Genomic DNA, 22,295 nt, shown 5'->3' with positions numbered 1-22,295 from the left:
GATCTGCGGCCGCACAGCAGGGGCAGGAGCCTCATCTGTGGACATCTCGCTCGGGCCCTGCCCCTTGTGGACGACGGACGCTCGGATTTCCGCTTTTCGGGCCCGCTGACCTAGACTGTGCCCATCACGTCCGTGGACGTGAAATTCGCACGCCTGCCTCCGTGTGACGCGAGAGCCGAACACGGGCACGGTCCTGGTCCCCTCGGGGTTGGTCCGCGCAGCGCCGGCGTCAGGGCATCGTCGACCGGCGGTGCGTCAACCAGGAACCGGGCACGCGTGTGCCCACCAAGGAGAATCGACCATGGCCGTCGTCACCATGCGCCAGCTGCTCGAGAGCGGTGTCCACTTCGGGCACCAGACCCGCCGCTGGAACCCCAAGATGAAGCGCTTCATCATGACCGAGCGCAACGGCATCTACATCATCGACCTGCAGCAGTCGCTCGCCTACATCGATGCCGGGTACGAGTTCGTCAAGAGCACCGTCGCCCGCGGCGGGACGATCCTGTTCGTCGGCACCAAGCGGCAGGCGCAGGAGCCCGTGGAGGAGCAGGCCAAGCGCGTCGGCATGCCCTACGTCAACCAGCGCTGGCTGGGCGGCATGCTCACCAACTTCCAGACCATGCACCAGCGTCTGCAGCGCATGAAGGAGCTGGAGGAGATCGACTTCGACGATGTGGCCGGCTCCGACCGCACCAAGAAGGAGCTCCTGCAGATGCGCCGCGAGTACGACAAGCTCAACCGCACCCTCGGTGGCGTGCGCGACATGAGCCGTACTCCGTCCGCCGTCTGGATCGTCGACACCAAGAAGGAGCATCTGGCGGTCGATGAGGCCAAGAAGCTGGGCATCCCGATCGTCGCGATCCTCGACACCAACTGCGACCCCGACGACGTCGACTACCCGATCCCGGGCAACGACGACGCCATCCGCTCGGTCAGCCTGCTGACCCGTGTCGTCGCCGACGCCGCCGCCGAAGGCCTCGTCGCCCGCAGCGGCGCCAAGACCGACGGCACCGAGGCCGAGGCCGGCTCCGAGCTCGGCGCCGAGGAGCCTATGCCCGAGTGGGAGCGCGAGCTGCTGCAGAGCAAGGACGCCGAGACCGCCACGGTCGAGACGGCCCAGGCCGAGTCCACCGAGGGCGAGCCCGTGCAGACCGAGCCGACCGACGAGGCCGGCAGCACCGAGTCGCCCGCCGACGAGGTCCCCGCGGAGGCGCCCGCCGAGCAGGCCCCGGCTCCTGAGGCATCTGCTCCTGAGGCATCTGCTTCTGAGCCCCAGTCCTCCTGACGCACACCCACTTCCACAGATCTGAGGTAACCACGACATGGCCATTGCAGCCGCAGACGTCAAGAAGCTCCGCGACGCCACGGGCGCCGGCATGATGGACGCCAAGAAGGCGCTCGTCGAGGCCGACGGTGACTTCGACAAGGCTGTCGAGATCCTGCGCATCTCCGGTGCCGCCAAGGCCGCCAAGCGCGGCGCCGAGCGTGAGGCGTCCGTCGGACTGGTCGCCAGCCACGGCTCCGCGCTGGTCGAGCTCAACTCCGAGACCGACTTCGTCGCCAAGAACGAGCAGTTCGTCTCGCTCGCCGAGGAGCTGGCGGCCGCGGCAGACGCCGGCAAGCCGTCCTCCGCCGAGGAGTTCGCCCAGCAGTCCCTGGCCAACGGTCAGACGGTCGCCGAGGCCATCTCCGCGCTCGCGGCGGTCATCGGTGAGAAGCTCGAGCTGGGTCGCGTCGCGGCCTTCGACGGCCAGGTCGCCACGTACCTGCACCGCCGCGCGAGCGACCTGCCTCCCGCCGTTGGCGTGCTCGTGGAGTACTCCGGTGACGACCTCGAGGCCGCCCGCGCCGCCGCCATGCAGATCGCGGCGATGCGACCGACGTACCTGCGTCGCGAGGACGTCCCCGCCGACGTCGTGGCCAAGGAGCGTGAGATCGCCGAGGCCACGGCCCGCGAGGAGGGCAAGCCCGACCAGGTCGTCGCCAAGATCGCCGAGGGTCGCCTGAACGGCTTCTACAAGGACGTCGTGCTGCTGGAGCAGCCGTCGGTCCAGGACAACAAGAAGACCGTGGGGGCCGTGCTCGAGGAGGCCGGCGTCACCGTGTCGCGCTTCGCGCACATCGAGATCGGCGCCTGAGGCCACCACCTCGCACGAACCGACGCTGTACCCATTGACGAAGGGGACCGGACTGACCATGGATGAGAGCACCACGGAAGGTCCGGTCCCTGTTCGTCGTGTCCTGCTGAAGCTGTCCGGCGAGGTGCTGGGCGGCGGCAGCCTGGGCATCGACCCCGACGTGGTCAACGGCATCGCCCAACAGATCGCCGAGGCGATCAACGAGGGCGTGCAGGTGGGCATCGTCGTCGGGGGCGGCAACTTCTTCCGGGGCGCCGAGCTGAGCCAGCGGGGTATGGAACGCTCCCGGGCCGACTACATCGGGATGCTCGGCACCGTCATGAACTGCCTCGCGCTGCAGGACTTCTGCGAGAAGCAGGGCATCGAGACCCGCGTGCAGTCGGCCATCACCATGGGTCAGGTCGCCGAGCCGTACATTCCGCGGCGTGCGATCCGGCACCTGGAGAAGGGCCGTGCGGTCATCTTCGGCGCCGGTGCCGGCATGCCGTACTTCAGTACCGACACCGTCTCCGCGCAGCGTGCGCTGGAGATCAAGGCCGACGCGGTGCTCATGAGCAAGAACGGTGTCGACGGCGTCTACACCGCCGACCCCCGGGGCAATCCCGACGCCCGGCTGCTGTCGGAGATCACCTTCGATGAGGCGCTGCGCCGTGGCCTGAGGGTCGTCGATGCCGCCGCATTCGCGCTGTGCATGGAGAACGAGCTGCCGATGATCGTCTTCGGCATGGAGGGTGAGGGGAACATCGCCCGAGTGCTGAAAGGTGAGAGGATCGGGACGCTGGTCCATGCCGGACCAGTGACGAGTACAGGAGATGCATCGTGATCGACCAGACTCTACGTGAGGCCGACAGCAAGATGAGCAAGGCCGTCGAGCACACCCGCGAGGAGTTCGCGGCGATCCGCACCGGCCGTGCGCACCCGGCGATGTTCGCCCAGATCACGGCCGAGTACTACGGCACGCCCACACCCCTGCAGCAGCTGGCGGGCTTCCAGGTCCCTGAGCCGCGCACCGTCATCATCAGTCCCTACGACGCGAGCGCGAAGCCGGCGATCGAGAAGGCGATTCGCGACTCCGACCTCGGCGTGAACCCGAGCGACGACGGCAAGGTCCTGCGCGTCACGCTGCCCGAGCTCACCGAGGAGCGTCGCAAGGAGTACATCAAGCTGGCGCGCAGCAAGGCCGAGGACGGCCGGGTCGCGGTCCGCGGTGTGCGCCGTGGCGCCAAGCAGGCGCTCGACAAGTCCGAGAAGGACTCCGAGATCAGCAAGGACGAGAACGTCGGCGCGGAGAAGCGGCTGGACGCCCAGACCAAGAAGCATGTCGACGCGATCGATGAGATGCTCAAGAACAAGGAGACCGAGCTCCTTGAAGTCTGACGCCCCGACGGACGGTCCTCCGGACGGCACCGGAGAGGCCGAACCCGCCGAGGCACAGAAGCAGAGCAGGGCAGGACGCGACCTGCCTGCTGCGATCGGCGTCGGACTGGTCCTCGGACTGACCGTCCTGGCCTCCCTGTTCCTCCTCAAGGACGTCTTCGTCCTGGTGGTGGTCCTCGCCCTCGGCGTCGGTCTGTGGGAGCTCAGCCGCGCCCTACGGACGGTCGGCATCGCCGTTCCGTTCGTGCCCGTGGTCACCGGCGGCACGCTGATGCTGGTCGGCGCCTTCTACGGCGGTATGGAGACCGCGGCGGTGGCCATGGCCCTCACCGTCATCGGGACCCTGGTGTGGCGGCTGTCCGACGGCGCTGACGGGTTCGTCCGGGACTCCAGTGCGGGCATCTTCTCGCTGTCGTACCTGCACCTCATGGGCGTGTTCGTCATGCTCATGGTGGTCGAGGACGACGGCCCGCTGCGCATCGTGGCCTTCATCGTGGTCACCATCTGCTCCGACACCGGCGGCTACGTCGCCGGTGTCCTGCTCGGGCGTCACCCGATGGCACCGAGCATCAGCCCCAAGAAGTCCTGGGAGGGCTTCGCCGGCTCGCTGCTCTTCGGTGTCACGGCCGGCATCGTGCTGATGGTCCTCCTGCTCGACGCCCCGTGGTGGGTCGGTGTGGTCCTCGGCGTCGCCGCGGTCGCCATGGCGACGCTGGGCGACCTGTCGGAGTCACTCATCAAGCGCGACCTCGGCATCAAGGACATGGGCGACCTGCTGCCCGGTCACGGTGGCCTGATGGACCGTCTCGACTCGCTCATCGCCGTCGCGCCCGTGGCCTGGCTGATCCTGTACTACCTCGTGCCTCTGTCGTGAGGACGTTCGCCTGACCTGCATGCCTCGGGTCGTGTCTGGGAGACTGTTCGGGTGAGTGAGGAACCGGTCAAGACCCTACCGTTGGTCTTCGAGCAGCCGCGCGGACGCAAGAAGCCGCCGCGGCACCTCGCCGACCTGACCCCTGAGGAACGTCAGGCGGTCGCCGCCGAGCTGGGCGAACCGGCCTTTCGGGTCAAGCAGGTGGCCCACCACTACTACGCCAGGCTGGAGCGCGAGCCGGAGGCGATGACCGATCTCCCGGCCGCCCAGCGCGAGCGGATCGCCGCGGCCCTGCTGCCGGAGCTGCTGCACCCGCTGCGCACCCTGGAGGCGGACGGCGGCACCACCCGCAAGACCCTGTGGCGGCTGTTCGACGGTGCGCTCGTGGAGTCCGTCCTCATGCGATACAGCGCCGGTGCAGGCCGATCGGAGCGGGCGACACTGTGTGTCTCCAGCCAGGCTGGCTGCGGCATGGCCTGCCCGTTCTGCGCCACCGGCCAGGGCGGGCTGCAGCGCAACATGAGCACCGGCGAGATCATCGACCAGGTCGTCGACGGCGCCGCGGCGATGGCGAGTGGTCTCGTGACCGGTGGTCCCGGGCGGCTGTCCAACATCGTCTTCATGGGCATGGGGGAGCCGATGGCCAACTACAAGGCCGTCATCGGTGCGATCCGCCGGATGGTGGCCCCGGCGCCGGACGGCCTGGGGTTGTCGGCCCGCAACATCACGCTGAGCACCGTCGGGCTCGTGCCGCGCATCCGCCAGCTGACCGAGGAGGGCATCCCTGTCACGCTCGCGTTGTCGCTGCACGCCCCCGACGACGAGCTGCGCGACGAGCTGGTGCCCATCAACACGCGTTTCAAGGTCCACGAGGCCGTGGAGGCGGCGTGGGAGTACGCCCGTACCACCAAGCGTCGGGTCTCGATCGAGTACGCCATGATGCGTGACATCAACGATCAGGCCTGGCGCGCCGACCTGCTGGGCGACGTCCTGAACTCCTACGGCGACGGTGCCGGTGGGAGGTGGGGCTGGGTCCACGTCAACCTGATCCCGCTCAACCCGACGCCGGGCTCCAAGTGGACGGCCTCGCGCCGCGAGGACGAGCGCGAGTTCGTCCGGCGGCTGGAGGCCAAGGGCATCTCCACCACGGTGCGCGACACTCGCGGCAGCGACATCGACGGCGCCTGCGGCCAGCTGGCGGCCAGCGACGCGTGAAGGCCGTCCTGTGAGCGGCCTCGAAGCGGTGTGGGCCTACAGGGGGTTCGCCAGCAGCAGCTCGGTGTTGCGGTCGGTAGGACTGCCGCTGTAGGTGCCACCGGACTGCGGGTCGTTGGCGGCGAGCTCCCTGGCCAGCGCCGCCAGGCGCACCGAGTCGGCGATGGAGCCCTCGTGCGAGGCCGGCGCGGCATGGTCCACCATCGTCGTGAAGATCGAGATCGTGCCGTCGCGGTTGTCGGCCAGCTCGATGAGGCGGGCCTGCTGGGGAAAGTCGATGTGCGAGGCGGAGTTGATCTCCCAGAAGCCGCTCGTACCGTCGGGGCTGCGGTACGGGGTCACGGCGTTGCGGTGGGTGTGTCCGTTCACCCACGCCACCACCTGGGGATGGGCGAGGAGCAGGTCGACGACGGCTCCACCGAGCACACGCGGGTCGAGGTCGAGACCGGTGGCCACCAGGGGGTTGTTCATGGTCGCCGCCGTGTGGTGGCTGAAGACGATGACGTATCGGTCGGTGGACTGCTCCAGGACGTCACGCAGCCACGCGAACTGGGTGGCATCGAGCGAGCCGTCGGCGTAGCCGTTCTGGTTGACGCTGTCCAGGACCACGCAGCGCACGGGTCCGGTGTCGAAGGTGTAGTACGCGGTGCCACGGTGCCGGTTCTCCTCGCTGAACCCGTGGCCGAGCGGCGTGCCGGTGGTGCGGAAGTGCTCGGCCACCACCTGCTTGCGGTTCAGGATCTTGCGGTCCCGGTCGGTCGTGACCAGCCGCGCGCCCAGCAGCGTCGACGACGCCAGGAGGAGCGTGGGGTCGGCGGTTCGCAGACTGGCCAGGACGTCGGCCTGCGACAGGCCCGGCGGCAGGGTGGTGGGCTTGAGCGGTCCCGTGCCGAGGGCACCGAGTCCCAAGGTCACGGGGAAGTTTCCCTGGACCAGGCCGTCGTGGTTGCCGAAGACCGAGTACCACGGCATGTCCAGCCCCACGGGCGTGAACGGGTCCCTGGCGGCCTCGAGCAGGCCCTCCACACGGGGGAAGCCGAACCGGGACCGGTAGGTGTCGTTGCCTGTGCCCTCTGGGTGCCAGTAGTGGCTGTCGCGCGTCCGGTTGTCGTGGACACCCTCCCACCGTGTGCGGCTGCCTGAGTCGGGCTGCACCTGCACACCGTCGAGGACGTCGATGTTCCAGCGGACCTCGTTGTACTGGCAGTTGTCGGAGTTGTCACCGGTCTGGATGGCGAAGGCCAGGTCGGTGCCCGTGACCGGGCCGGTCCGCACCCGGTTGACGGCCCGCACCATGGCATCGCTGACCTGTGCCGAGAGCATCTCCTGCGGTCGGTAGCTCGACGTCAGGAGACCACCCAGGGTCGGATCGTCCGGCTCGTAGCGGTCCTCCAGCCGATCGAGGAACTCCACCCGCAGCGGTGACTGCGCATCGATGATGTGCACGTCGGTCAGGTGCGTGAAGCCCAGGAGCGGTTGGCGTGTGGACGTCCGTGCCGCCCGTGCCACCCCACCGAGGTCGGTGCGGACGACGTGGGCCTCGCCCGGTGCGAGGACGATGGGTGTGTAGCCGAGCGGACCCGGTGCGCCCCTCACGAGCCGTCGGGCGAGCGTGGTGTGGGCGGCGCTCGACGGCGAGGCGAACCCGATGCGGGGTGCGAAGCCGACGGCCGCTGCGCCGGAGACGGCCGCGCCCGTGCGCAGGAGCGTTCTGCGGGTCAAGGTCATGCCCGTGCAACGAGGCACCGTGAGGCAGGTCACGCGGGCGAGACCGCAGTCGGCCCCGGCCCGCAGCGGTGGATAGATTGAGCCCATGCTCGACGTGAGGCGTGACGGTTCCGTGGCCATCCTGGAGCTCCAGCGCGAGGAGCGGCGCAACGCGCTGAACCTGCCGCTGTGCCGTGAGATCCATGCCGCGGTCCAGTCCGAGGTCGAGGCCGGGGCGCGGGTCGTCGTCGTCACGGGCCGCGGCACGGCCTTCTGCTCCGGCGCTGACCTCGGCGGCGTCTACGGAGATGAATTCCTCGAGGCGCTGTACGGCATGCTGCACCACCTGACGCGGGTTCCCGTGCCGGTGATCGCCGCCGTCAACGGTCCGGCCATCGGCGCCGGGACCCAGCTGGCGATGGCGTGCGACCTGCGTGTCGGCGACGAGACGGCCCGCTTCGGGGTCCCGACGGCCAAGAACGGCATGGCCGTGGACGCCTGGACCATCCGGACCCTCGGCAAGCTCGCCGGGATGGGGCCGGCACGTCGCCTGATGCTCGCCGCCGAGCTGCTGGAGCGCGATGAAGCCCTCGCCTGCGGTCTCCTCGACCGGACGGGCACGCTCGAGGACGCCATCGCCTGGGCCCACGAGATCGCCGAGCTCGCGCCGCTGACGCTCGCCCACAACAAGCTCGTCCTCAACGGGTCCCGCGAGGACGACGCGGCGATCGAGGCCAGCTTCCGGGCCGTCTGGGCCAGTGAGGACGTCCGTGAGGCGGCCGCTGCCCGTGCCGACAAGCGGGCGCCCGTGTTCAAGGGCCGCTGATGCAGTCGCTGGGGTTCCTGCTGCTGGACCAGCACGTCGTCGACGGACGCGCCGACCACATCGCGTGGGCCGGCGAACCCCCTCTCACCTACGCCCGCCTGCTGGAGCGCGTGGCCGCGCTGGCCGGTGGTCTGCGCGGGTTGGGAGTGCGGGCCGGAGATGACGTCGCCGTGGTGCTCGATCCCGGGCTGGATCGGGCCGTCGTGGTGTGCGCGTGCATCCGACTCGGTGCCTTCCCCCGTGAGCACGGGACCATCCGGATCGTGTCCAGAGCCGAGGGTCCCGTCGTGGAGGTGGTCGACGATGCCATCGATCTCGTGTCCGTGGGCAAGGCCGGCGCCACGGACCCCGCGGGCGCGCTGCGGACCGATGCCGAGGGATACGTCGAGTCGGTGACGGCCGCGCACGCCGAGCTCGTGCGGACGCTCCGCTCAGGCGGGAGCCTGCATCCCTGAGCTCGTCTGGAGCGCGGCGCGGGTGGCCGCGTCGGCGGGCAGGAACGTCTCGAGGTGCAGGCCCTCGAGGGTGGCGTCGGTGGCGGTGTCGAGCTGTGCCGACGTGCTGAAGAACCGCAGCGGCCCGGCCTGCGAGCTCAGCTCGAGGGTGAGCACAGGGCCTGGTGGCGCGGGCCCTGAGGGTACGCGGGCCTTGCCCCGGTGGTGTGGGTAGGACTCGATCTCGGAGACGAGGTCGCGGTGCCGCGGGTCGTGGGTGCGCTCGGCGCGGTGGGTGAGCTGGCGGTGCAGGTGGAAGGCCCACTGGTCGAGGTTGCCGATGCGCGATGAGATCCCGTCCGGGTGCAGGCAGACCCGCAGGACGTTGACCGGTGGTTCCAGCAAGGTCGGCTCGCAGCCGGCCAGTAGTGCGTCCACGGCCTGGTTGGCATCGACGATGTCCCAGTACGTGTCCAGCAGCAGGGCGGGGTACGGCAGATGGGCGTCCAGCAGGTGCCTGAGGCCGTCCATGACGTGCGCGACGGACGCATCGTCGAGCTGACCGTCCCGGTACCGCGGCGCGTAGCCCGCCGCGAGCAGCAGCCCGTTGCGCTGCCGCAGCGGGACGTCGAGCTGATCAGCCAGGTGCAGCAGCATGTCTGCCGTCGGTTGCGCCCGCCCGGTCTCGACCCGGCTCAGGTGGCGGGTGCTGACACCGGAGAGGTCGGAGAGCTCCTGCTGACTGAACCGTCGGCGTACCCGCCAGGTCCGCAGCAGGTCTCCGACCTCGGGAGCCATGGTGTCCGTCGTCATGGCCAGCAGCCTAGGCAACACAGTGCCGAGGTCCATGACCTCAGAGGTCATGGACCTCGGACCGGCGGCGGGGAGAGGCTCGTGACATCAGCACATCCGGACGAAGGAGGAGATGTCATGAGTGACGTCGTGGAGCAGTATCTGGCCACCGGGAACGCCACGCCGGCCGAACGGGGGAGGTTGCTGGCCGACCACTGGTCGCCGCAGGTGACCTACCTCGACCCCCTGGTCGACGTCAGTGGCTTCGGGACCAGGGTGCCGGCATGACCGGGCGCGGCTATGCCGTCGGCCACCTGCGCGACGTGCAGATGGGACCGCAGGTCCAGCACTACATGGAGCGCATCGAGTCCACCTTCGAGCCCTTCGGCGGAGAATGGGTGGTGCATGGCACCCGCCCCGAGGTGGTCGAAGGCTCCTGGCCGGGCGACCTGGTGATCATCGCCTTCCCGTCCGTCGCCGCGGCGCGCGACTGGTTCGACTCACCCGCGTACCAGGACATCTGTCACCTGCGCAGCGAGCACTCCGACTCCCGGGTGGTGCTCCTGGAGGGGGTGCCGCCCGGGTACCGGGCCGCGGACACGATCGCCAAGCTGTTCGCGTGAGTCGGTGACTGCCCGGGCTCACACCAGTCCGGCGTCGTGCATGCAGATGGCCACCTGGACCCGGTTCACTGCTTCCAGCTTGGTGAACAGGTGGGAGATGTGGGCCTTCACCGTGGCGAGGCTGAGGTGCAGCGCCTTGGCGATCTCCGCGTTGGAGGCCCCCCGGGCGATGGCCAGGGCCACCTCGCGCTCGCGGTCGGACAACGTGGCCACGAGCTCGCTCGCCCGGTCGGCCCGCGGATCGTCCTGGCGTGAGTCGGTCACCTGCGAGATGAGCCGGCGTGTCACCTCCGGCGAGAGCGCTGGCTCACCCTGGACCACGGCACGGATGGAGGCGACGATCGCGTCGGGAGCAGTGTCCTTGAGGAGGAATCCGTGGGCTCCGGCCGCGAGCGCGCGGACCACGTACTCGTCGGCGTCGAACGTCGTCAGGACGATGACCTTGGTGCCCCGGTCCAGGTCGACGATCGCACGGGTCGCCTCGATCCCGTCCATGACCGGCATCCGCAGGTCCATGAGGATCAGGTCCACACCGCCGGCGATGACCGCGTCCAGTGCGGCGCGGCCGTCCCCGACCTCGCCCACCACCTCGATGTCGCTCTCGCCTCCCAGCATGAGGCTGAGGCCCGCGCGGACGAGCGCGTCGTCGTCGCAGATCAGGACCCGTGTCGTCACGTCGGCCACGGTAGCGTCACCTCCAGGACGAACGTGTGGTCCTCCACCCGGTGGGACAGACGTCCACCGGCGAGCTCCGCCCGTTCCCTCAGGCCCACCAGCCCCAGACCCGACACCGGGACGCCCAGTGTCTCGCCGAGCAGGAGGTGGTTGCGCACCTGCACCCGCAGCTCCTCGCCGGCCCTGCCGGTCACCGTCACGGAGACGAGGGTGTCGGGAGCGTGCTTGCGAGCGTTGGTGAGCCCCTCCTGGATGACGCGGTAGGCCGCACGGCCGATGGTGGGCGGAACGTCCCCCAGTGAGACGTCGCACGTCTCGACCTGCAGGTGCATACCGTTGCGCCGGGCCTCCTCGAACAGTGCGGGCAGGTCGGAGGCGTCCGGCTGCGGCAGCTCGGGGGTGGCGTCGCCGGAGTCCTCCCGCAGCACGCCCAGGACCTCGCGTAGGTCGGTGAGCGCCTGGTGGGCGGTGTCCCGGATGAGTCCGGCGGTCTCATGCACCTGCTCGGAAGAGAGGTCTCTGCGGTAGGTGAGCGCTCCGGCGTGCATCGTCACCAGGGAGATGCGGTGTGCCAGGACGTCATGCATCTCCCGGGCGATGCGCGCACGCTCCGTCGTCCGGGCCTGGGCGACACGGGCCTCCTGCTCGGTCTCGGCGGTGCGGGCGCGCTCGCGCAGGGTCTGCATCAACTCGCGTCGTGATCCGACGAACATGCCCCAGCCGATCGTGACGCCGATGACGGCGGCCATCGTCGGCAGGACCACCACCGCATCGACCTGGGGAGGTCCCTCGACGCGGATGAGGAGCAGTCCGCAGACGAAGGCCAGCACGGCCAGCGGCAGGATCTCCCGCCACCGCCGACGAGTGGCCAGGGAGAACAGCGCGAGGGTCGCCGGCCCGCCGACCGAGCCGGAGGCGGCGCTGGCGAGTGCAGTCACGGTGGCGACGGTCACCGGGAACCTGCGCCTCCACCCCACGATGACCAGCGCGGCCAGGCCGATCACGAGGTCGAGCCAGAACCACACGCGAGCGTTCTGCCACTGCCACACAGCCAGCTCGCTCCACGCGAACGCGGAGATCAGGATCGTCAGCAGGTAACGCCACACATGCCCCCACCGGGTCAACGGGGGAGGAGTCGGAGGGCTCACCCGGTCAGCGTAGGCGCACCGTGACGGCAACAGCCTCGTCCGGTCGGCCGGACGGGATCATCCTTTCGGCTGAGCAGACATCACCCCCGGACTGATGCGCGCGCGGCCGCGGCTGCGCCATGGTGGGTGTCATGATTCAGGTCGAACACCTCACCAAGACGTATGGTGACTTCACCGCCGTCGACGACGTCTCCTTCACGTGCCGCCCGGGGACCGTCACCGGGTTCCTCGGACCCAACGGCGCCGGCAAGTCCACGACGCTGCGCATCCTGTCCGGGCTCACCGTCCAGAACGCCGGCTCAGCCACCATCTCCGGTGTCAAGTACCACGACATCCCCAACCCCGGCACCCAGGTCGGCGTCCTGCTCGACGCCTCGGCGCAGCACGCCGGACGCACGGGTCGCGAGATCCTCACGATCGGGCAGAAGACGATGGGCCTGCCGGCCTCACGGGTCGAGGAGATGCTGAAGCTGGTCAGCCTCAGCGACAAGGAGTCCAGGCGACGCATCCGCAACTACTCGCTCGGCATGCGTCAGCGTCTCGGCATCGCCCACGCGCTGCTCGGCGACCCCAAGATCCTCCTCCTCGACGAGCCGGCCAACGGACTCGACCCGGCGGGCATCCACTGGATGCGCAGCCTGCTGCGCGAGTACGCCAACCGTGGTGGCACGGTGCTGCTCTCCTCGCACCTGCTGCACGAGATCCAGATCATCGCCGACGAGATCATCGTCATCGGCAACGGCAAGATCGTCGCCCAGGGCACCAAGGAGGAGCTGCTGAAGACCGCCGGGACCTTCGTGCGGGCCGTGGATCCCGCCGCCCTGGCGAACGCGCTCTCGGCAGCCGGGATCACCGCCACCGCCTCCGGCGAGGGCTTGGCCACCGAGGCCGCGCCCGAGCAGGTCGGCAAGGCCGCTGCCGCCGCCGGCGTCGCGCTCGTCGAGCTCCGACAGGCCGACAGCGCCGGCCTGGAGGACATGTTCCTGCAGCTCACCGCCACCACCCAGCGCGACCACCTCTCCGAAGGAGCTACCTCATGAGCGCGCCGACGACCGCTCCCGTCACCATCGACACCAACCGTCCGGGCGTCCCGTTCGGGCGCCTCGTGAGTGTCGAGATCCGCAAGATGTTCGACACCAGGGCCGGTCTGTGGCTCATGATCATCACCGGCGGACTGCTGGCGCTGGCCATGGGCCTGGTGCTCCTCGTCCTGGCGCTGAACGACAACGCCTCGATCACGGCCCAAGGCTTCTCCGACGTGCTGACCATCCCGCTCTCACTGTTGCTGCCGGTCTTCGCGATCGTCACCGTCACCAGCGAGTGGGGCCAGCGCAACCACCTCACGTTGTTCACGCTCGAGCCGCACCGCCTGAAGGTCTTCGGGGCCAAGGTCATCGCAGTCGTGGCGCTCGCCCTGGGCACGATCGTGCTCGCCGTCGTGCTGGGAGCCATCGGCAACACGCTGGCCGCCGCCATCTCCGGCAACGAGACCGTCTGGAACGTCGACGTCGGGCTGCTGCTGTGGACGATCGGTCTGCAGCTGGCCTACTTCCTCATGGCCTTCGCCCTGGCCACCGCGCTGCTCAACACGCCGGCTGCGGTCGCGGTGTTCTACGTCGTCGCGATCATGCTGCCCTTCATGGTCTACTCCACGCTCATGGCCTTCTTCGAGTGGGCGCGCGACCTGACGCCGTGGGTCGACATCAACCTCGCGGCCATGCCGCTCATGATGGGCGAGGACATGATGGGCAACAGCGTCGATGCGGGCGGCCTGGAGTGGTTGCGTTTCGTCTTCACGCTCATCCTCTGGATCGGCCTCCCCGGTGCCATCGGGCTCCAGCGCGTGCTGAAGTCCGAGATCAAGTAGGGCACCCCCAGGCTCGGGGTCCATGGGCGGGACACTCATCAGGCCCCGATGGTAGAGAATGGCGGCATGCGCAAGCGTGTCGCCATTCTCGGCTGTACAGGCTCGATCGGCACCCAGGCCCTCGACGTGGTGACGGCCAACCCCGACCGCTTCGAGGTCACGGCGCTCGCGGCCGGTGGATCGGACCCGGCCCTGCTGGCCCGGCAGGCGATCGAGCACGAGGTGCCGCTCATCGCCGTGGCACGGGCCACCGCGGCACAGGACGTCCAGCTGGCGCTGTACGCCGAGGCGCAGAAGCGCGGCTGGGCCGAGGGTGACCACCGCGTCCCCAGGCTCGTCGCCGGACCGGAGGCAGCCAGCGAGGCGGCGCGCGAACCGTGCGACGTCGTGCTCAACGCCATGACGGGCGCGGTCGGGCTGCAGCCGACCCTGGCCGCGCTGGACAGCGGCGCCAGGCTCGCCCTGGCCAACAAGGAGTCCCTGATCATGGGGGGCTCCCTGGTCACCGGGGCTGCCGAACCGGGTCAGCTGGTCCCCGTGGACTCCGAGCACTCGGCGATCGCCCAGGCGCTGCGGGGCGAGCGGATCCAGGACGTCGCCAGACTGGTCGTCACGGCGAGCGGGGGGCCCTTCCGCGGGCGTGCCCGCGACGAGCTCACCGAGGTGACGCCCGAGCAGGCCATGGCGCACCCGACGTGGGACATGGGTCCGGTCATCACCATCAACTCCGCGACGCTCGTGAACAAGGGCCTGGAGGTGATCGAGGCGCACCTGCTCTTCGACATCGACTTCTCGCGGATCGAGGTGGTCGTGCACCCGACGTCGGTCGTGCACTCCATGGTGGAGCTGGTCGACGGCTCCACCATGGTGCAGGCGTCACCACCAGACATGCGGCTCCCCATCGCGCTGGGCCTGGCCTGGCCCGAACGGGTGCCCGGCGCCAGCGCGCCGTGCGACTGGACGCGGGCCGACGCCTGGGAGTTCTTCCCGCTCGACGACGACGCCTTCCCGGCGATCAGGCTGGCACGGCAGGCCGGCGAGTTCGGCCGCACGGCGCCGGCGGTCTACAACGCCGCCAACGAGGTGTGCGTCGATGCCTTCGTCGACGGCGACTTGGACTTCCTCGGCATAGTCGACGTCGTGGGGCAGGTCCTGGCCGAGCACGTCGCCGACGAGGACGTCGCCCGCACCGACATGTCCCTGTCGGCCGTCCTCGCGGCCGACGACCGCGCGCGAGAGCGCGCTCGAACCCTCGTGGAGCAGCGATGACGGCCCTCATCTACACGCTCGGCGTGCTCGTCTTCGTCGTCGGCGTCATCGTCTCCATCGCCCTGCACGAGGTCGGCCACCTGTACCCGGCCAAGAAGTTCGGGGTCAAGGTGACGCAGTACTTCGTCGGATTCGGCAACACGGTGTGGTCCACCCGCCGAGGCGAGACGGAGTACGGCCTGAAGTCGATCCCGCTCGGCGGCTACGTCAAGCTCGTCGGGATGCTGCCGCCGGAGAAGGAGCAGGACCCCGCGACGGTGCGCGACAGCAACACCGGCCTGTTCACCCAGCTGGCCGCCGACGCCCGGCACGCCGAGTACGAGACGATCACCGAGGCCGACCAGGACCGCCTGTTCTACAAGCTGCCGTGGTGGAAGAAGGTCATCGTGATGGCCGGCGGCCCCATGGTGAACGTCGCCATCTCCGTGGTGCTGTTCGCCATCGTGCTCATGGGCTTTGGCATGTTGACCCCCACCACCACGGTGGCCGGGGTGTCCGACTGCGCCATCACCGACGCCGAGGCCGGCCGCGCCTGCACCGACGAGGACCCGGTCACGCCGGCCAGGCAGGCGGGCATCGTGCCCGGGGACCGGATCGTCGCGTTCAACGGCGAGCAGATCACCTCCTGGGAGCAGCTGACCGGTCTCATCCGCGGCAACAGTGACCGTGAGGCCACCATCGTCATCGAGCGCGACGGGCAGCGGATCGCCGAGCAGGTGCCCACCACGGTCATCCCGCGTGTCTCGCTGGAGGATCCCGAACGCACCGAGGAGGTTGGCTTCCTGGGAGTCGAGCCGGTGCAGGAGCAGGTGCGTCAGGGCCCGGTCGTCGTCGGTGAGGTGATGTGGGGCCAGGTCCAGGCGACGGCCGAGGCGATCGCCCGCCTGCCGGTGCGCATGGTCGATGTCACCCGGGCCGCCTTCGGCGCGGAACGGCCGAACGACGGCCCGATCAGCGTGGTCGGGGCCAGTCGGGTGGCCGGCGAGTTGGTCACCATCAACGAGCCGACCTGGGCCGAGCGTGCGCAGCGGCTGATGATGCTGCTGGCCTCCCTCAACCTGTTCCTCGCACTGTTCAACTTCGTGCCGCTCCTGCCGCTGGACGGCGGCCACATCGCCGGTGCGATCTGGGAGGGCCTCAAGCGTGGCTGGGCCCGGATGTGGGGTCGTCCCGACCCCGGACCGGTCGACGTGGCGAGGATGCTGCCCGTCGCCTATGCCGTGGGTGGCATCCTGATCATCATGAGCGTCATCCTGATCTATGCCGATATCGTGAATCCGGTGAGGCTGTCATGACCAATCACACTGAGCCCGTGGATCAGAGCCAGGCCACCGATCCGGCGGGGGTCCCGGGCCGTGGGCGGGATACCGGCAGCGTCTCCCTCGGCATGCCGGAGGCGCCGCCGCCGACCCTCGCACCGCGCAAGAAGACCCGCAAGATCAAGGTCGGCACCGTCGATGTCGGTGGGGACGCTCCCGTCTCGGTGCAGTCCATGACCACGACGCTGACGTCGGACATCAACACCACCCTGCAGCAGATCGCCGAGCTCACTGCCGCAGGTTGCGACATCGTGCGCGTGGCCTGCCCGAGCCAGGACGATGCCGACGCACTGCCCGCCATCGCGCGGAAGTCGCAGATCCCGGTCATCGCCGACATCCACTTCCAGCCGCGCTACGTGTTCGCGGCGATCGACGCCGGCTGTGCGGCCGTGCGTGTCAACCCCGGCAACATCCGCAAGTTCGACGACCAGGTCGGCGCGATCGCCAAGGCTGCCAAGGACGCCGGCGTGTCGCTGCGCATCGGTGTCAACGCCGGCTCGCTCGACAAGCGGCTGTTGGAGAAGTACGGCAAGGCCACACCGGAGGCGCTGGTGGAGTCGGCGGTCTGGGAGGCCTCGCTGTTCGAGGAGCACGACTTCCATGACTTCAAGATCTCGGTCAAGCACAACGACCCGGTCGTCATGGTGCGTGCCTACGAGCTGCTCTCCGAACGGGGGGACTGGCCGCTGCACCTCGGCGTCACGGAGGCCGGACCGGCCTTCCAAGGCACCATCAAGAGCGCGACGGCCTTCGGCGCCCTGCTGAGCCAGGGCATCGGTGACACGATCCGTGTCTCGTTGTCCGCCCCACCGGTGGAGGAGATCAAGGTCGGCCAGCAGATCCTGGCGTCCCTCAACCTGCGGCCCCGCAAGCTGGAGATCGTCTCGTGCCCCTCGTGCGGCCGCGCCCAGGTGGACGTCTACTCCCTGGCCGACGAGGTCACCGCAGGCCTCGACGGGCTCGAGGTCCCTCTGCGAGTGGCCGTCATGGGCTGCGTGGTCAATGGGCCGGGGGAGGCCCGCGAGGCTGACCTCGGGGTGGCCAGCGGCAACGGCAAGGGCCAGATCTTCGTCAAGGGTGAGGTCATCAAGACCGTGCCGGAGAGCAAGATCGTGGAGACGCTCATCGAGGAGGCACTGCGCATCGCCGAGGGGATGGAGCCCGTGGAGGGTGGTTCGGCGAGCGTCAGCGTCTCCGGCTGACCGGGTGGGTCAGTCCTGCAGTCCGGCGTCCAGCCGCACCGTGCGCTCGGCCGTGGCAGGGTCCTGGTCCCCGCGCACCACCACCACGGGGCACTGGGAGTGCCGTGTGACCTGCTCGGCGACGGAGCCCATCACCAGTCCGCGGAAGCCGCCGCGTCCACGCGGTCCGACCACGACGAGCTCCGCGGAGCCCGACAGCTCGATGATGCCGTTGGCCGCGGCACCGTGCGGTGCCGCGAACGTCACGGGGACGTCGTCGAAGTCTGCTCGGATCGCGGCGGTGTCGTGCTCGAGGTGCTGGATGACGGCATCTGCGAAGTCCGACAGCGGCGGGACGTAGCCGAGCTCGGCCGTCGCGGGGCGCGGTGCGGTGGTGATCGACCAGGCCCGCACCACCGTGACGCCGAGGGAGGCGCGTCGTGCCCAGCCCAGCGCCCAGCGCAGGGCGTCGTCGGAGAAGGCGGAGCCGTCGTGGCCCACGACGATGTTCGGCGCTCTGTCCACGAGCCGATCCTACGGTCAGAGCGGGCCACGTGCGCCCCGCTCGGGGATATGGTGGAGCCGTCATCAGCCGCGACGAGGCGGTCGTCCACCCGGGAGGCAGGCGTGTCCCAGACCGTGCCGGACCGTCGGTCGGCCCTCTCCGAGGTCCGCGCCCTCGAGCCCGCAGACAAGGCGGAGCTGTGCGCGTTGCTGGATCGTGACCCCGCGGTCAACGTCTTCGTGAGGCACCGGGTGGACACCACCGGTCTGCACGAGGGTCTTCTCGGGGGACGGATCTGGGGGTACCACGAGGACGGTGTGCTCGTCTCGGCGTGCCATGCCGGGGCCAACGTGGTCCCGGTCGAGGCCACGCCGGCGGCGATCGACGCCTTTGCCGAACGGCTGCTGATCGATGACCATCGAGCCGCGTCGGTCGTCGGCCCGCGTGAGCAGGTCGACCCGCTGTGGAGGCTCCTGGCACCGCACTGGGGGCCGGCTCGTTCACCGCGTCCGGTGCAGCCCTTCCTCGAGCTGAACGGACCGACTGCCACCTCGCCCGACCTGCGGCTGAGACGCGTCATGATCGATGAGTTCGAGCTGCTGTACCCGGCCTGCGTCGCGATGTTCCGCGAGGAGGTTGGGGTGGACCCCGAGGCCGGGGGTGCGCTGAACTACCGGGCCCGGGTCTCCCAGCTCATCGCCAGCGGTTGGTCGTTCGCGATCATCGAGGACGACCGGGTCCTCTTCAAGGCAGAGGTGGGTGCCGCCACGGCGCAGGCCTGCCAGATCCAGGGAGTCTGGGTGCATCCGGACCTGCGTGGCACCGGGCTGTCGGCCGGAGCGCTGGCGGCGATGGTGGACCAGGTCCGCCTCCTCATCGCCCCGATCGTCACGCTCTACGTCAACGAACGCAATGTGCCCGCCCGCGCGCTCTACGAGCGGGTCGGGTTCACCCAGACCGCCACGTTCGCCTCCTACCTGCTCTGATCCGGCCTGACGGCTCGTCCGTGCGCCGCCGTCGCGATGGTCATAGGGTGCGCTCATGGATCGTGACGTGAAGGCGCTCGCCGTACTGCTGGCCGTCGCCGGGGTGGCGCACTTCGTCAAGCCCGAGCCGTTCGAGTCGATCGTGCCCAAGGCACTGCCGCGCAAGCGCGGCCTCGTGCTCGCCTCCGGGGCGGTGGAGATCGGCTCCGCTGCGCTTCTGGCCCATCGGCGCACGCGTCGCGCCGGCGGTCTCCTCTCGGCCGGGCTCCTGGTCGGCGTGTTCCCTGCGAACGTGCAGATGGCCGTCGACGCCCTGCGCAGCGATCGTGCGCCCGGCTGGTACCGCGCCGGGACCGTCGCCAGGCTGCCCCTGCAGCTGCCGCTGGTGCGCACCGCGCTCAAGGCTGCCCGGTCCCGCTGACGAGAAGAGGCGATCCGGCGGGGGTGCCGGGCCGTGGGCGGCAGATTCGGCACAGTAGCCTCTCGGCATGCGCATGTCCCGGCTGTTCCTGCGAACCCTGCGAGACGACCCTGCCGATGCGGAGGTCCCGAGCCACCGACTGCTCGTGCGGGCGGGCTACGTCCGCCGTGCCGCACCGGGCATCTACTCCTGGCTGCCGCTCGGTCTGAAGGTGCTCGAACGCGTGGAGGAGATCGTGCGCGAGGAGATGGACGCGATCGGCTCGCAGGAGGTGCGCTTCCCGGCCCTGTTGCCCCGTGAGCCCTACGAGGCGAGCAACCGGTGGACCGAGTACGGCCCCGACCTGTTCCGGCTGAAGGACCGTCGTGGCGCCGACATGCTGCTCGGGCCGACGCACGAGGAGATGTTCGCCCTGCTGGTGAAGGACCTGTACTCCTCCTACAAGGACCTGCCGCTCAGCCTGTACCAGATCCAGGCCAAGTACCGTGACGAGGCACGTCCGCGAGCCGGCATCCTGCGAGGGCGTGAGTTCGTCATGAAGGACTCCTACTCCTTCGACGTCGACGACGCCGGCCTGGAGGCCAGCTACGCGGCCCACCGCGAGGCCTACGTGCGCATCTTCGACCGGCTGGGCTTCGACTACGTCGTCGTCCAGGCTGACTCCGGAGCCATGGGCGGCTCGGCGAGCGAGGAGTTCCTTGCCGTCGCCGAGACCGGTGAGGACACGTTCGTCCGTTCGCCCGGCGGGTACGCAGCCAACGTGGAGGCCGTGACCACCGTCGTGCCGCCGGCCCTCCCGTACGACGACGTGCCCGCCGCGCACGCCGAGCAGACACCGGACACCCCCACCATCGAGACGCTCGTGGACCACCTCAACGAGGCGTTCCCGCGCGAGGACCGGCCCTGGTCGGCCGCTGACACGCTGAAGAACGTCCTGGTGGTCCTGCAACATCCGGACGGCACGCGTGAGCCCCTGGCCATCGGCCTGCCCGGAGACCGGGAGGTGGACGCCAAGCGGCTGGAGACGCAGGTGTCACCGGCAGAGGTGCTGCCGTTCGAGGAGGCGGACTTCCGCGCCCACCCTGCCCTGGTCAAGGGATACATCGGTCCCGCGGTCCTGGGGGAGGAGTCCGCCAGCGGCATCAGGTACCTGGTGGATCCCCGCGTCGTCGAAGGCACTCGCTGGGTGACGGGTGCCGATGTCGAGGGTTCGCACGTGCTCGACCTCGTGGCCGGCCGTGACTTCAGCGCCGACGGGACGATCGAGGCCGCGGAGGTCCGTGTCGGGGACCCGGCCCCGGACGGCTCGGGCCCCTTGGAGCTGGCCCGAGGCATCGAGATGGGTCACATCTTCCAGCTCGGCCGCAAGTACGCCGACGCTCTGGGCCTGCAGGTGCTCGATGAGAACGGCAAGCTCGTGACCGTCACGATGGGTTCCTACGGCGTGGGTGTCTCACGGGCCGTCGCCGCGATCGTCGAGGGCGCGCACGACGAGCTCGGCATCGTCTGGCCTCGTGAGGTCGCGCCGTTCGACGTCCACCTCGTCGTCGCGGGAAAGGAGCCTGCCCTGTTCGAGGCGGCCGAGAAGATCGTCGCCGAGCTGGAGGCGAGCGACATCGCCGTGCTGCACGACGATCGCCCCAAGGTCTCGCCGGGCGTGAAGTTCAAGGACGCCGAGCTGCTGGGCATGCCGACCATCGTCGTGGTGGGCCGCGGCCTGGCCGACGGCGTCGTGGAGGTCAAGGACCGCGCGAGCGGCGCACGGCGCGACGTCCCCGTGGATGCGGTCGTCGACGAACTGCGGGCGGTCTGCCGCTGACGCTCGCGAGTCACTGGGTTCCGGCTCGCGAGTCACTGGGTACCCGCTCGCGAGTCACTGGGTTCCGGCTCGCGAGTCACTGGGTTCCGGTTCGCGAGTCACTGGGTTTCCTGGAGGTGTGACGGAGTGACTCGCGGTGGGTGACGGAGTGACTCGCGGTGGGTGACGGAGTGACTCGCGGTGGATGGTCAGGCCAGGCCCGGGAACGCCTCGGGGGAACCGCCCCAGGCGATGACCTCCAGCGCGGACCGTCGCAGGGCATCGACCGCGCGGGGACGGCCGCGTGGGCCGCTGACGTTCACCAGGTCCAGGCACGCCGCGACCAGCCGCCGCTCCACGTCGGCCACGGCGGCACGGCAGTCCTGCTCACCGACGGGCGGCTCGCCGTAGGACGCGCGGGCCGCCGTGGGCTCGACGCCGAGGCGGCGCAGCGTGACGATCAGGGAGTCGCGGGAGCGTCGGTGTCGAGTGAAGGACTTCGTGGCGCGGTCCTGCAACGACGCGACGCTCCCACCCACGACGCCGAGCAGCCACACGGCCTCGTGCTCCAGGTCCAGCCGCACCATCAGCGCCTGGGCCAGACGGCCTTGGTCCTGCTCGGTGCGCCTCACGCGAGGCTCCGCAGGCGTCGGGCGAGCTGGGCGTGACCGGCCGAGAGTGAGGCCAGCACCGTGACGAGGGCGGGCGAGACGGCTCGTGTGACGTCGTCCTGGCGCTTCTTGCCGGTCTCGGCGACGAGCGAGGCGAGGTCGTCGAGACCTTGGGCGGAGGGCGAGGCGGGCAGGTCCGAGCCCCCGAGACCCTCGAGCTGCTCGGCCGCGATCGCCCGCAGGTCCACCAGCTCCTCGGAGTCGGCCTGCACGGCGTCCAGCCCGGCCACGATGTCGGCCTGCTGCTCGGCGGCGGTCGCCAGCAGGGCGGTGTCACCGTCGTCGGGAAGGGCCTTGGGTCTGGCGCCGAGCGCGCGCAGGACGTCGTCGTCCACGCCGAGGACGTGTGCGGCGCCGGCGGTGCCGGCCAGCGCCAGGACGGCACTTCCTCCGAGGACGACACGACGGCTGATCACACCGGAAGGGTAGTGGAGCGACGTTGGATAGGGTGGGCCGCGGGTAGCCACAA

Annotated in this window: 25 protein-coding genes; 18 read left to right on the top strand and 7 right to left on the bottom strand. The window is 69.8% G+C overall.

The annotated features are described in order from the left end of the window. The first annotated feature begins 301 nt into the window (after nt 1-301). The 6 genes from rpsB to rlmN are packed head-to-tail and all read left to right on the top strand — an operon-like array spanning nt 302 to nt 5,604. Nucleotides 302-1,285, top strand: coding sequence for a 30S ribosomal protein S2 (gene rpsB / locus ACEVFP_RS11590; protein ID WP_374999619.1), 984 nt, complete (start codon nt 302-304; stop codon nt 1,283-1,285). Between the two features lie 37 nt (nt 1,286-1,322). Beyond that, nucleotides 1,323-2,138, top strand: a complete 816-nt coding sequence (tsf, locus tag ACEVFP_RS11585) for a translation elongation factor Ts (protein ID WP_374999618.1) — start codon at nt 1,323-1,325, stop codon at nt 2,136-2,138. Nucleotides 2,139-2,196: 58 nt separating this feature from the next. Then, the gene (pyrH, locus tag ACEVFP_RS11580; protein WP_374999617.1) at nt 2,197-2,961 is read left to right on the top strand and encodes a UMP kinase; all 765 of its coding nucleotides are present in this window, start codon (nt 2,197-2,199) and stop codon (nt 2,959-2,961) included. After that, the gene (gene frr / locus ACEVFP_RS11575) at nt 2,961-3,515 is read left to right on the top strand and encodes a ribosome recycling factor (protein WP_375003818.1); all 555 of its coding nucleotides are present in this window, start codon (nt 2,961-2,963) and stop codon (nt 3,513-3,515) included. Before pyrH ends, frr begins: the two co-directional genes overlap by 1 nt. Then, nucleotides 3,505-4,389, top strand: coding sequence for a phosphatidate cytidylyltransferase (locus tag ACEVFP_RS11570; protein ID WP_374999616.1), 885 nt, complete (start codon nt 3,505-3,507; stop codon nt 4,387-4,389). The genes frr and ACEVFP_RS11570 overlap by 11 nt, the downstream gene beginning before the upstream one ends. 51 nt (nt 4,390-4,440) lie before the next feature. Continuing rightward, nucleotides 4,441-5,604 carry a 23S rRNA (adenine(2503)-C(2))-methyltransferase RlmN gene (gene rlmN, locus ACEVFP_RS11565; protein ID WP_374999615.1) on the top strand — a complete coding sequence of 388 codons (1,164 nt, stop codon included), beginning with the start codon at nt 4,441-4,443 and terminating at the stop codon, nt 5,602-5,604. Nucleotides 5,605-5,640: 36 nt separating this feature from the next. Here the strand turns inward: rlmN and ACEVFP_RS11560 are convergent, their stop codons facing one another. Then, entirely contained in the window at nt 5,641-7,326 is a 1,686-nt protein-coding gene (locus tag ACEVFP_RS11560; protein ID WP_374999614.1) for a TIGR03767 family metallophosphoesterase, read from the bottom strand. A gap of 91 nt (nt 7,327-7,417) precedes the next feature. Here ACEVFP_RS11560 and ACEVFP_RS11555 point away from each other — a divergent pair, with 91 nt between their 5' ends. Continuing rightward, nucleotides 7,418-8,137, top strand: coding sequence for an enoyl-CoA hydratase (locus ACEVFP_RS11555; protein ID WP_374999613.1), 720 nt, complete (start codon nt 7,418-7,420; stop codon nt 8,135-8,137). Then, nucleotides 8,137-8,592, top strand: a complete 456-nt coding sequence (locus ACEVFP_RS11550; protein ID WP_374999612.1) for an AMP-binding protein — start codon at nt 8,137-8,139, stop codon at nt 8,590-8,592. Before ACEVFP_RS11555 ends, ACEVFP_RS11550 begins: the two co-directional genes overlap by 1 nt. Here ACEVFP_RS11550 and ACEVFP_RS11545 read toward each other — a convergent pair. Further along, complete coding sequence (locus ACEVFP_RS11545; RefSeq protein WP_374999611.1) at nt 8,569-9,384, bottom strand: helix-turn-helix domain-containing protein; 816 nt, start codon at nt 9,382-9,384, stop codon at nt 8,569-8,571. The two genes, ACEVFP_RS11550 and ACEVFP_RS11545, sit on opposite strands and share 24 nt — an antisense overlap. 117 nt (nt 9,385-9,501) lie before the next feature. Between ACEVFP_RS11545 and ACEVFP_RS11540 the strand changes: the two genes are divergently transcribed. Next, nucleotides 9,502-9,651 (top strand): hypothetical protein, encoded by a 150-nt coding sequence (locus ACEVFP_RS11540; protein WP_374999610.1) that lies wholly within the window; start codon nt 9,502-9,504, stop codon nt 9,649-9,651. Next, the gene (locus ACEVFP_RS11535; protein ID WP_374999609.1) at nt 9,648-9,986 is read left to right on the top strand and encodes a DUF1330 domain-containing protein; all 339 of its coding nucleotides are present in this window, start codon (nt 9,648-9,650) and stop codon (nt 9,984-9,986) included. The genes ACEVFP_RS11540 and ACEVFP_RS11535 overlap by 4 nt, the downstream gene beginning before the upstream one ends. Nucleotides 9,987-10,004: 18 nt before the next feature. On the opposite strand, the gene ACEVFP_RS11530 is transcribed toward ACEVFP_RS11535, so the two are convergent. Together ACEVFP_RS11530 and ACEVFP_RS11525 are read right to left on the bottom strand one after the other, a co-directional pair. After that, nucleotides 10,005-10,661, bottom strand: a complete 657-nt coding sequence (locus tag ACEVFP_RS11530; RefSeq protein ID WP_374999608.1) for a response regulator — start codon at nt 10,659-10,661, stop codon at nt 10,005-10,007. Then, entirely contained in the window at nt 10,658-11,809 is a 1,152-nt protein-coding gene (locus ACEVFP_RS11525) for a sensor histidine kinase (RefSeq protein WP_374999607.1), read from the bottom strand. The genes ACEVFP_RS11530 and ACEVFP_RS11525 overlap by 4 nt, the downstream gene beginning before the upstream one ends. Nucleotides 11,810-11,940: 131 nt before the next feature. On the opposite strand from ACEVFP_RS11525, the gene ACEVFP_RS11520 reads away from it, so the two are divergent. From ACEVFP_RS11520 to ispG, 5 genes are all read left to right on the top strand, one after another. Then, nucleotides 11,941-12,849, top strand: coding sequence for an ABC transporter ATP-binding protein (locus ACEVFP_RS11520; protein ID WP_374999606.1), 909 nt, complete (start codon nt 11,941-11,943; stop codon nt 12,847-12,849). Further along, nucleotides 12,846-13,676, top strand: a complete 831-nt coding sequence (locus tag ACEVFP_RS11515; RefSeq protein ID WP_374999605.1) for a hypothetical protein — start codon at nt 12,846-12,848, stop codon at nt 13,674-13,676. Before ACEVFP_RS11520 ends, ACEVFP_RS11515 begins: the two co-directional genes overlap by 4 nt. A 66-nt stretch (nt 13,677-13,742) precedes the next feature. Next, nucleotides 13,743-14,945: a 1-deoxy-D-xylulose-5-phosphate reductoisomerase gene (gene dxr / locus ACEVFP_RS11510; RefSeq protein ID WP_374999604.1), complete on the top strand. Its 1,203-nt coding sequence runs from the start codon at nt 13,743-13,745 to the stop codon at nt 14,943-14,945. Further along, nucleotides 14,942-16,240, top strand: coding sequence for an RIP metalloprotease (locus tag ACEVFP_RS11505; protein ID WP_374999603.1), 1,299 nt, complete (start codon nt 14,942-14,944; stop codon nt 16,238-16,240). The genes dxr and ACEVFP_RS11505 overlap by 4 nt, the downstream gene beginning before the upstream one ends. Nucleotides 16,241-16,332: 92 nt before the next feature. After that, the gene (gene ispG / locus ACEVFP_RS11500; RefSeq protein WP_375003817.1) at nt 16,333-17,466 is read left to right on the top strand and encodes a flavodoxin-dependent (E)-4-hydroxy-3-methylbut-2-enyl-diphosphate synthase; all 1,134 of its coding nucleotides are present in this window, start codon (nt 16,333-16,335) and stop codon (nt 17,464-17,466) included. Nucleotides 17,467-17,475: 9 nt separating this feature from the next. Here the strand turns inward: ispG and ACEVFP_RS11495 are convergent, their stop codons facing one another. Then, nucleotides 17,476-17,970, bottom strand: a complete 495-nt coding sequence (locus ACEVFP_RS11495; RefSeq protein WP_374999602.1) for a universal stress protein — start codon at nt 17,968-17,970, stop codon at nt 17,476-17,478. Between the two features lie 102 nt (nt 17,971-18,072). Here ACEVFP_RS11495 and ACEVFP_RS11490 point away from each other — a divergent pair, with 102 nt between their 5' ends. From ACEVFP_RS11490 to ACEVFP_RS11480, 3 genes are all read left to right on the top strand, one after another. After that, on the top strand, nt 18,073-18,936 hold the full coding sequence (locus ACEVFP_RS11490) for a GNAT family N-acetyltransferase (RefSeq protein WP_374999601.1): 864 nt from the start codon (nt 18,073-18,075) through the stop codon (nt 18,934-18,936). Between the two features lie 55 nt (nt 18,937-18,991). Further along, the gene (locus tag ACEVFP_RS11485) at nt 18,992-19,357 is read left to right on the top strand and encodes a hypothetical protein (protein WP_374999600.1); all 366 of its coding nucleotides are present in this window, start codon (nt 18,992-18,994) and stop codon (nt 19,355-19,357) included. 73 nt (nt 19,358-19,430) lie between these two features. Further along, nucleotides 19,431-21,176, top strand: a complete 1,746-nt coding sequence (locus ACEVFP_RS11480; RefSeq protein ID WP_375003815.1) for a proline--tRNA ligase — start codon at nt 19,431-19,433, stop codon at nt 21,174-21,176. Nucleotides 21,177-21,364: 188 nt separating this feature from the next. Here ACEVFP_RS11480 and ACEVFP_RS11475 read toward each other — a convergent pair whose 3' ends face one another. Further along, on the bottom strand, nt 21,365-21,787 hold the full coding sequence (locus tag ACEVFP_RS11475) for a DUF4439 domain-containing protein (RefSeq protein WP_374999599.1): 423 nt from the start codon (nt 21,785-21,787) through the stop codon (nt 21,365-21,367). After that, a complete protein-coding gene (locus ACEVFP_RS11470) occupies nt 21,784-22,242 on the bottom strand; it encodes a hypothetical protein (protein WP_374999598.1) in 459 nt (152 codons plus the stop codon). The genes ACEVFP_RS11475 and ACEVFP_RS11470 overlap by 4 nt, the downstream gene beginning before the upstream one ends. Nucleotides 22,243-22,295 lie beyond the last annotated feature (53 nt).

The sequence above is a fragment of the Aeromicrobium sp. CTD01-1L150 genome (assembly GCF_041951745.1).
Classification (GTDB): Bacteria; Actinomycetota; Actinomycetes; order Propionibacteriales; family Nocardioidaceae; genus Aeromicrobium.
The sequence above is the reverse complement of the archived record's forward strand: the minus strand, read 5'-3'. Positions and strand labels throughout refer to the sequence as shown.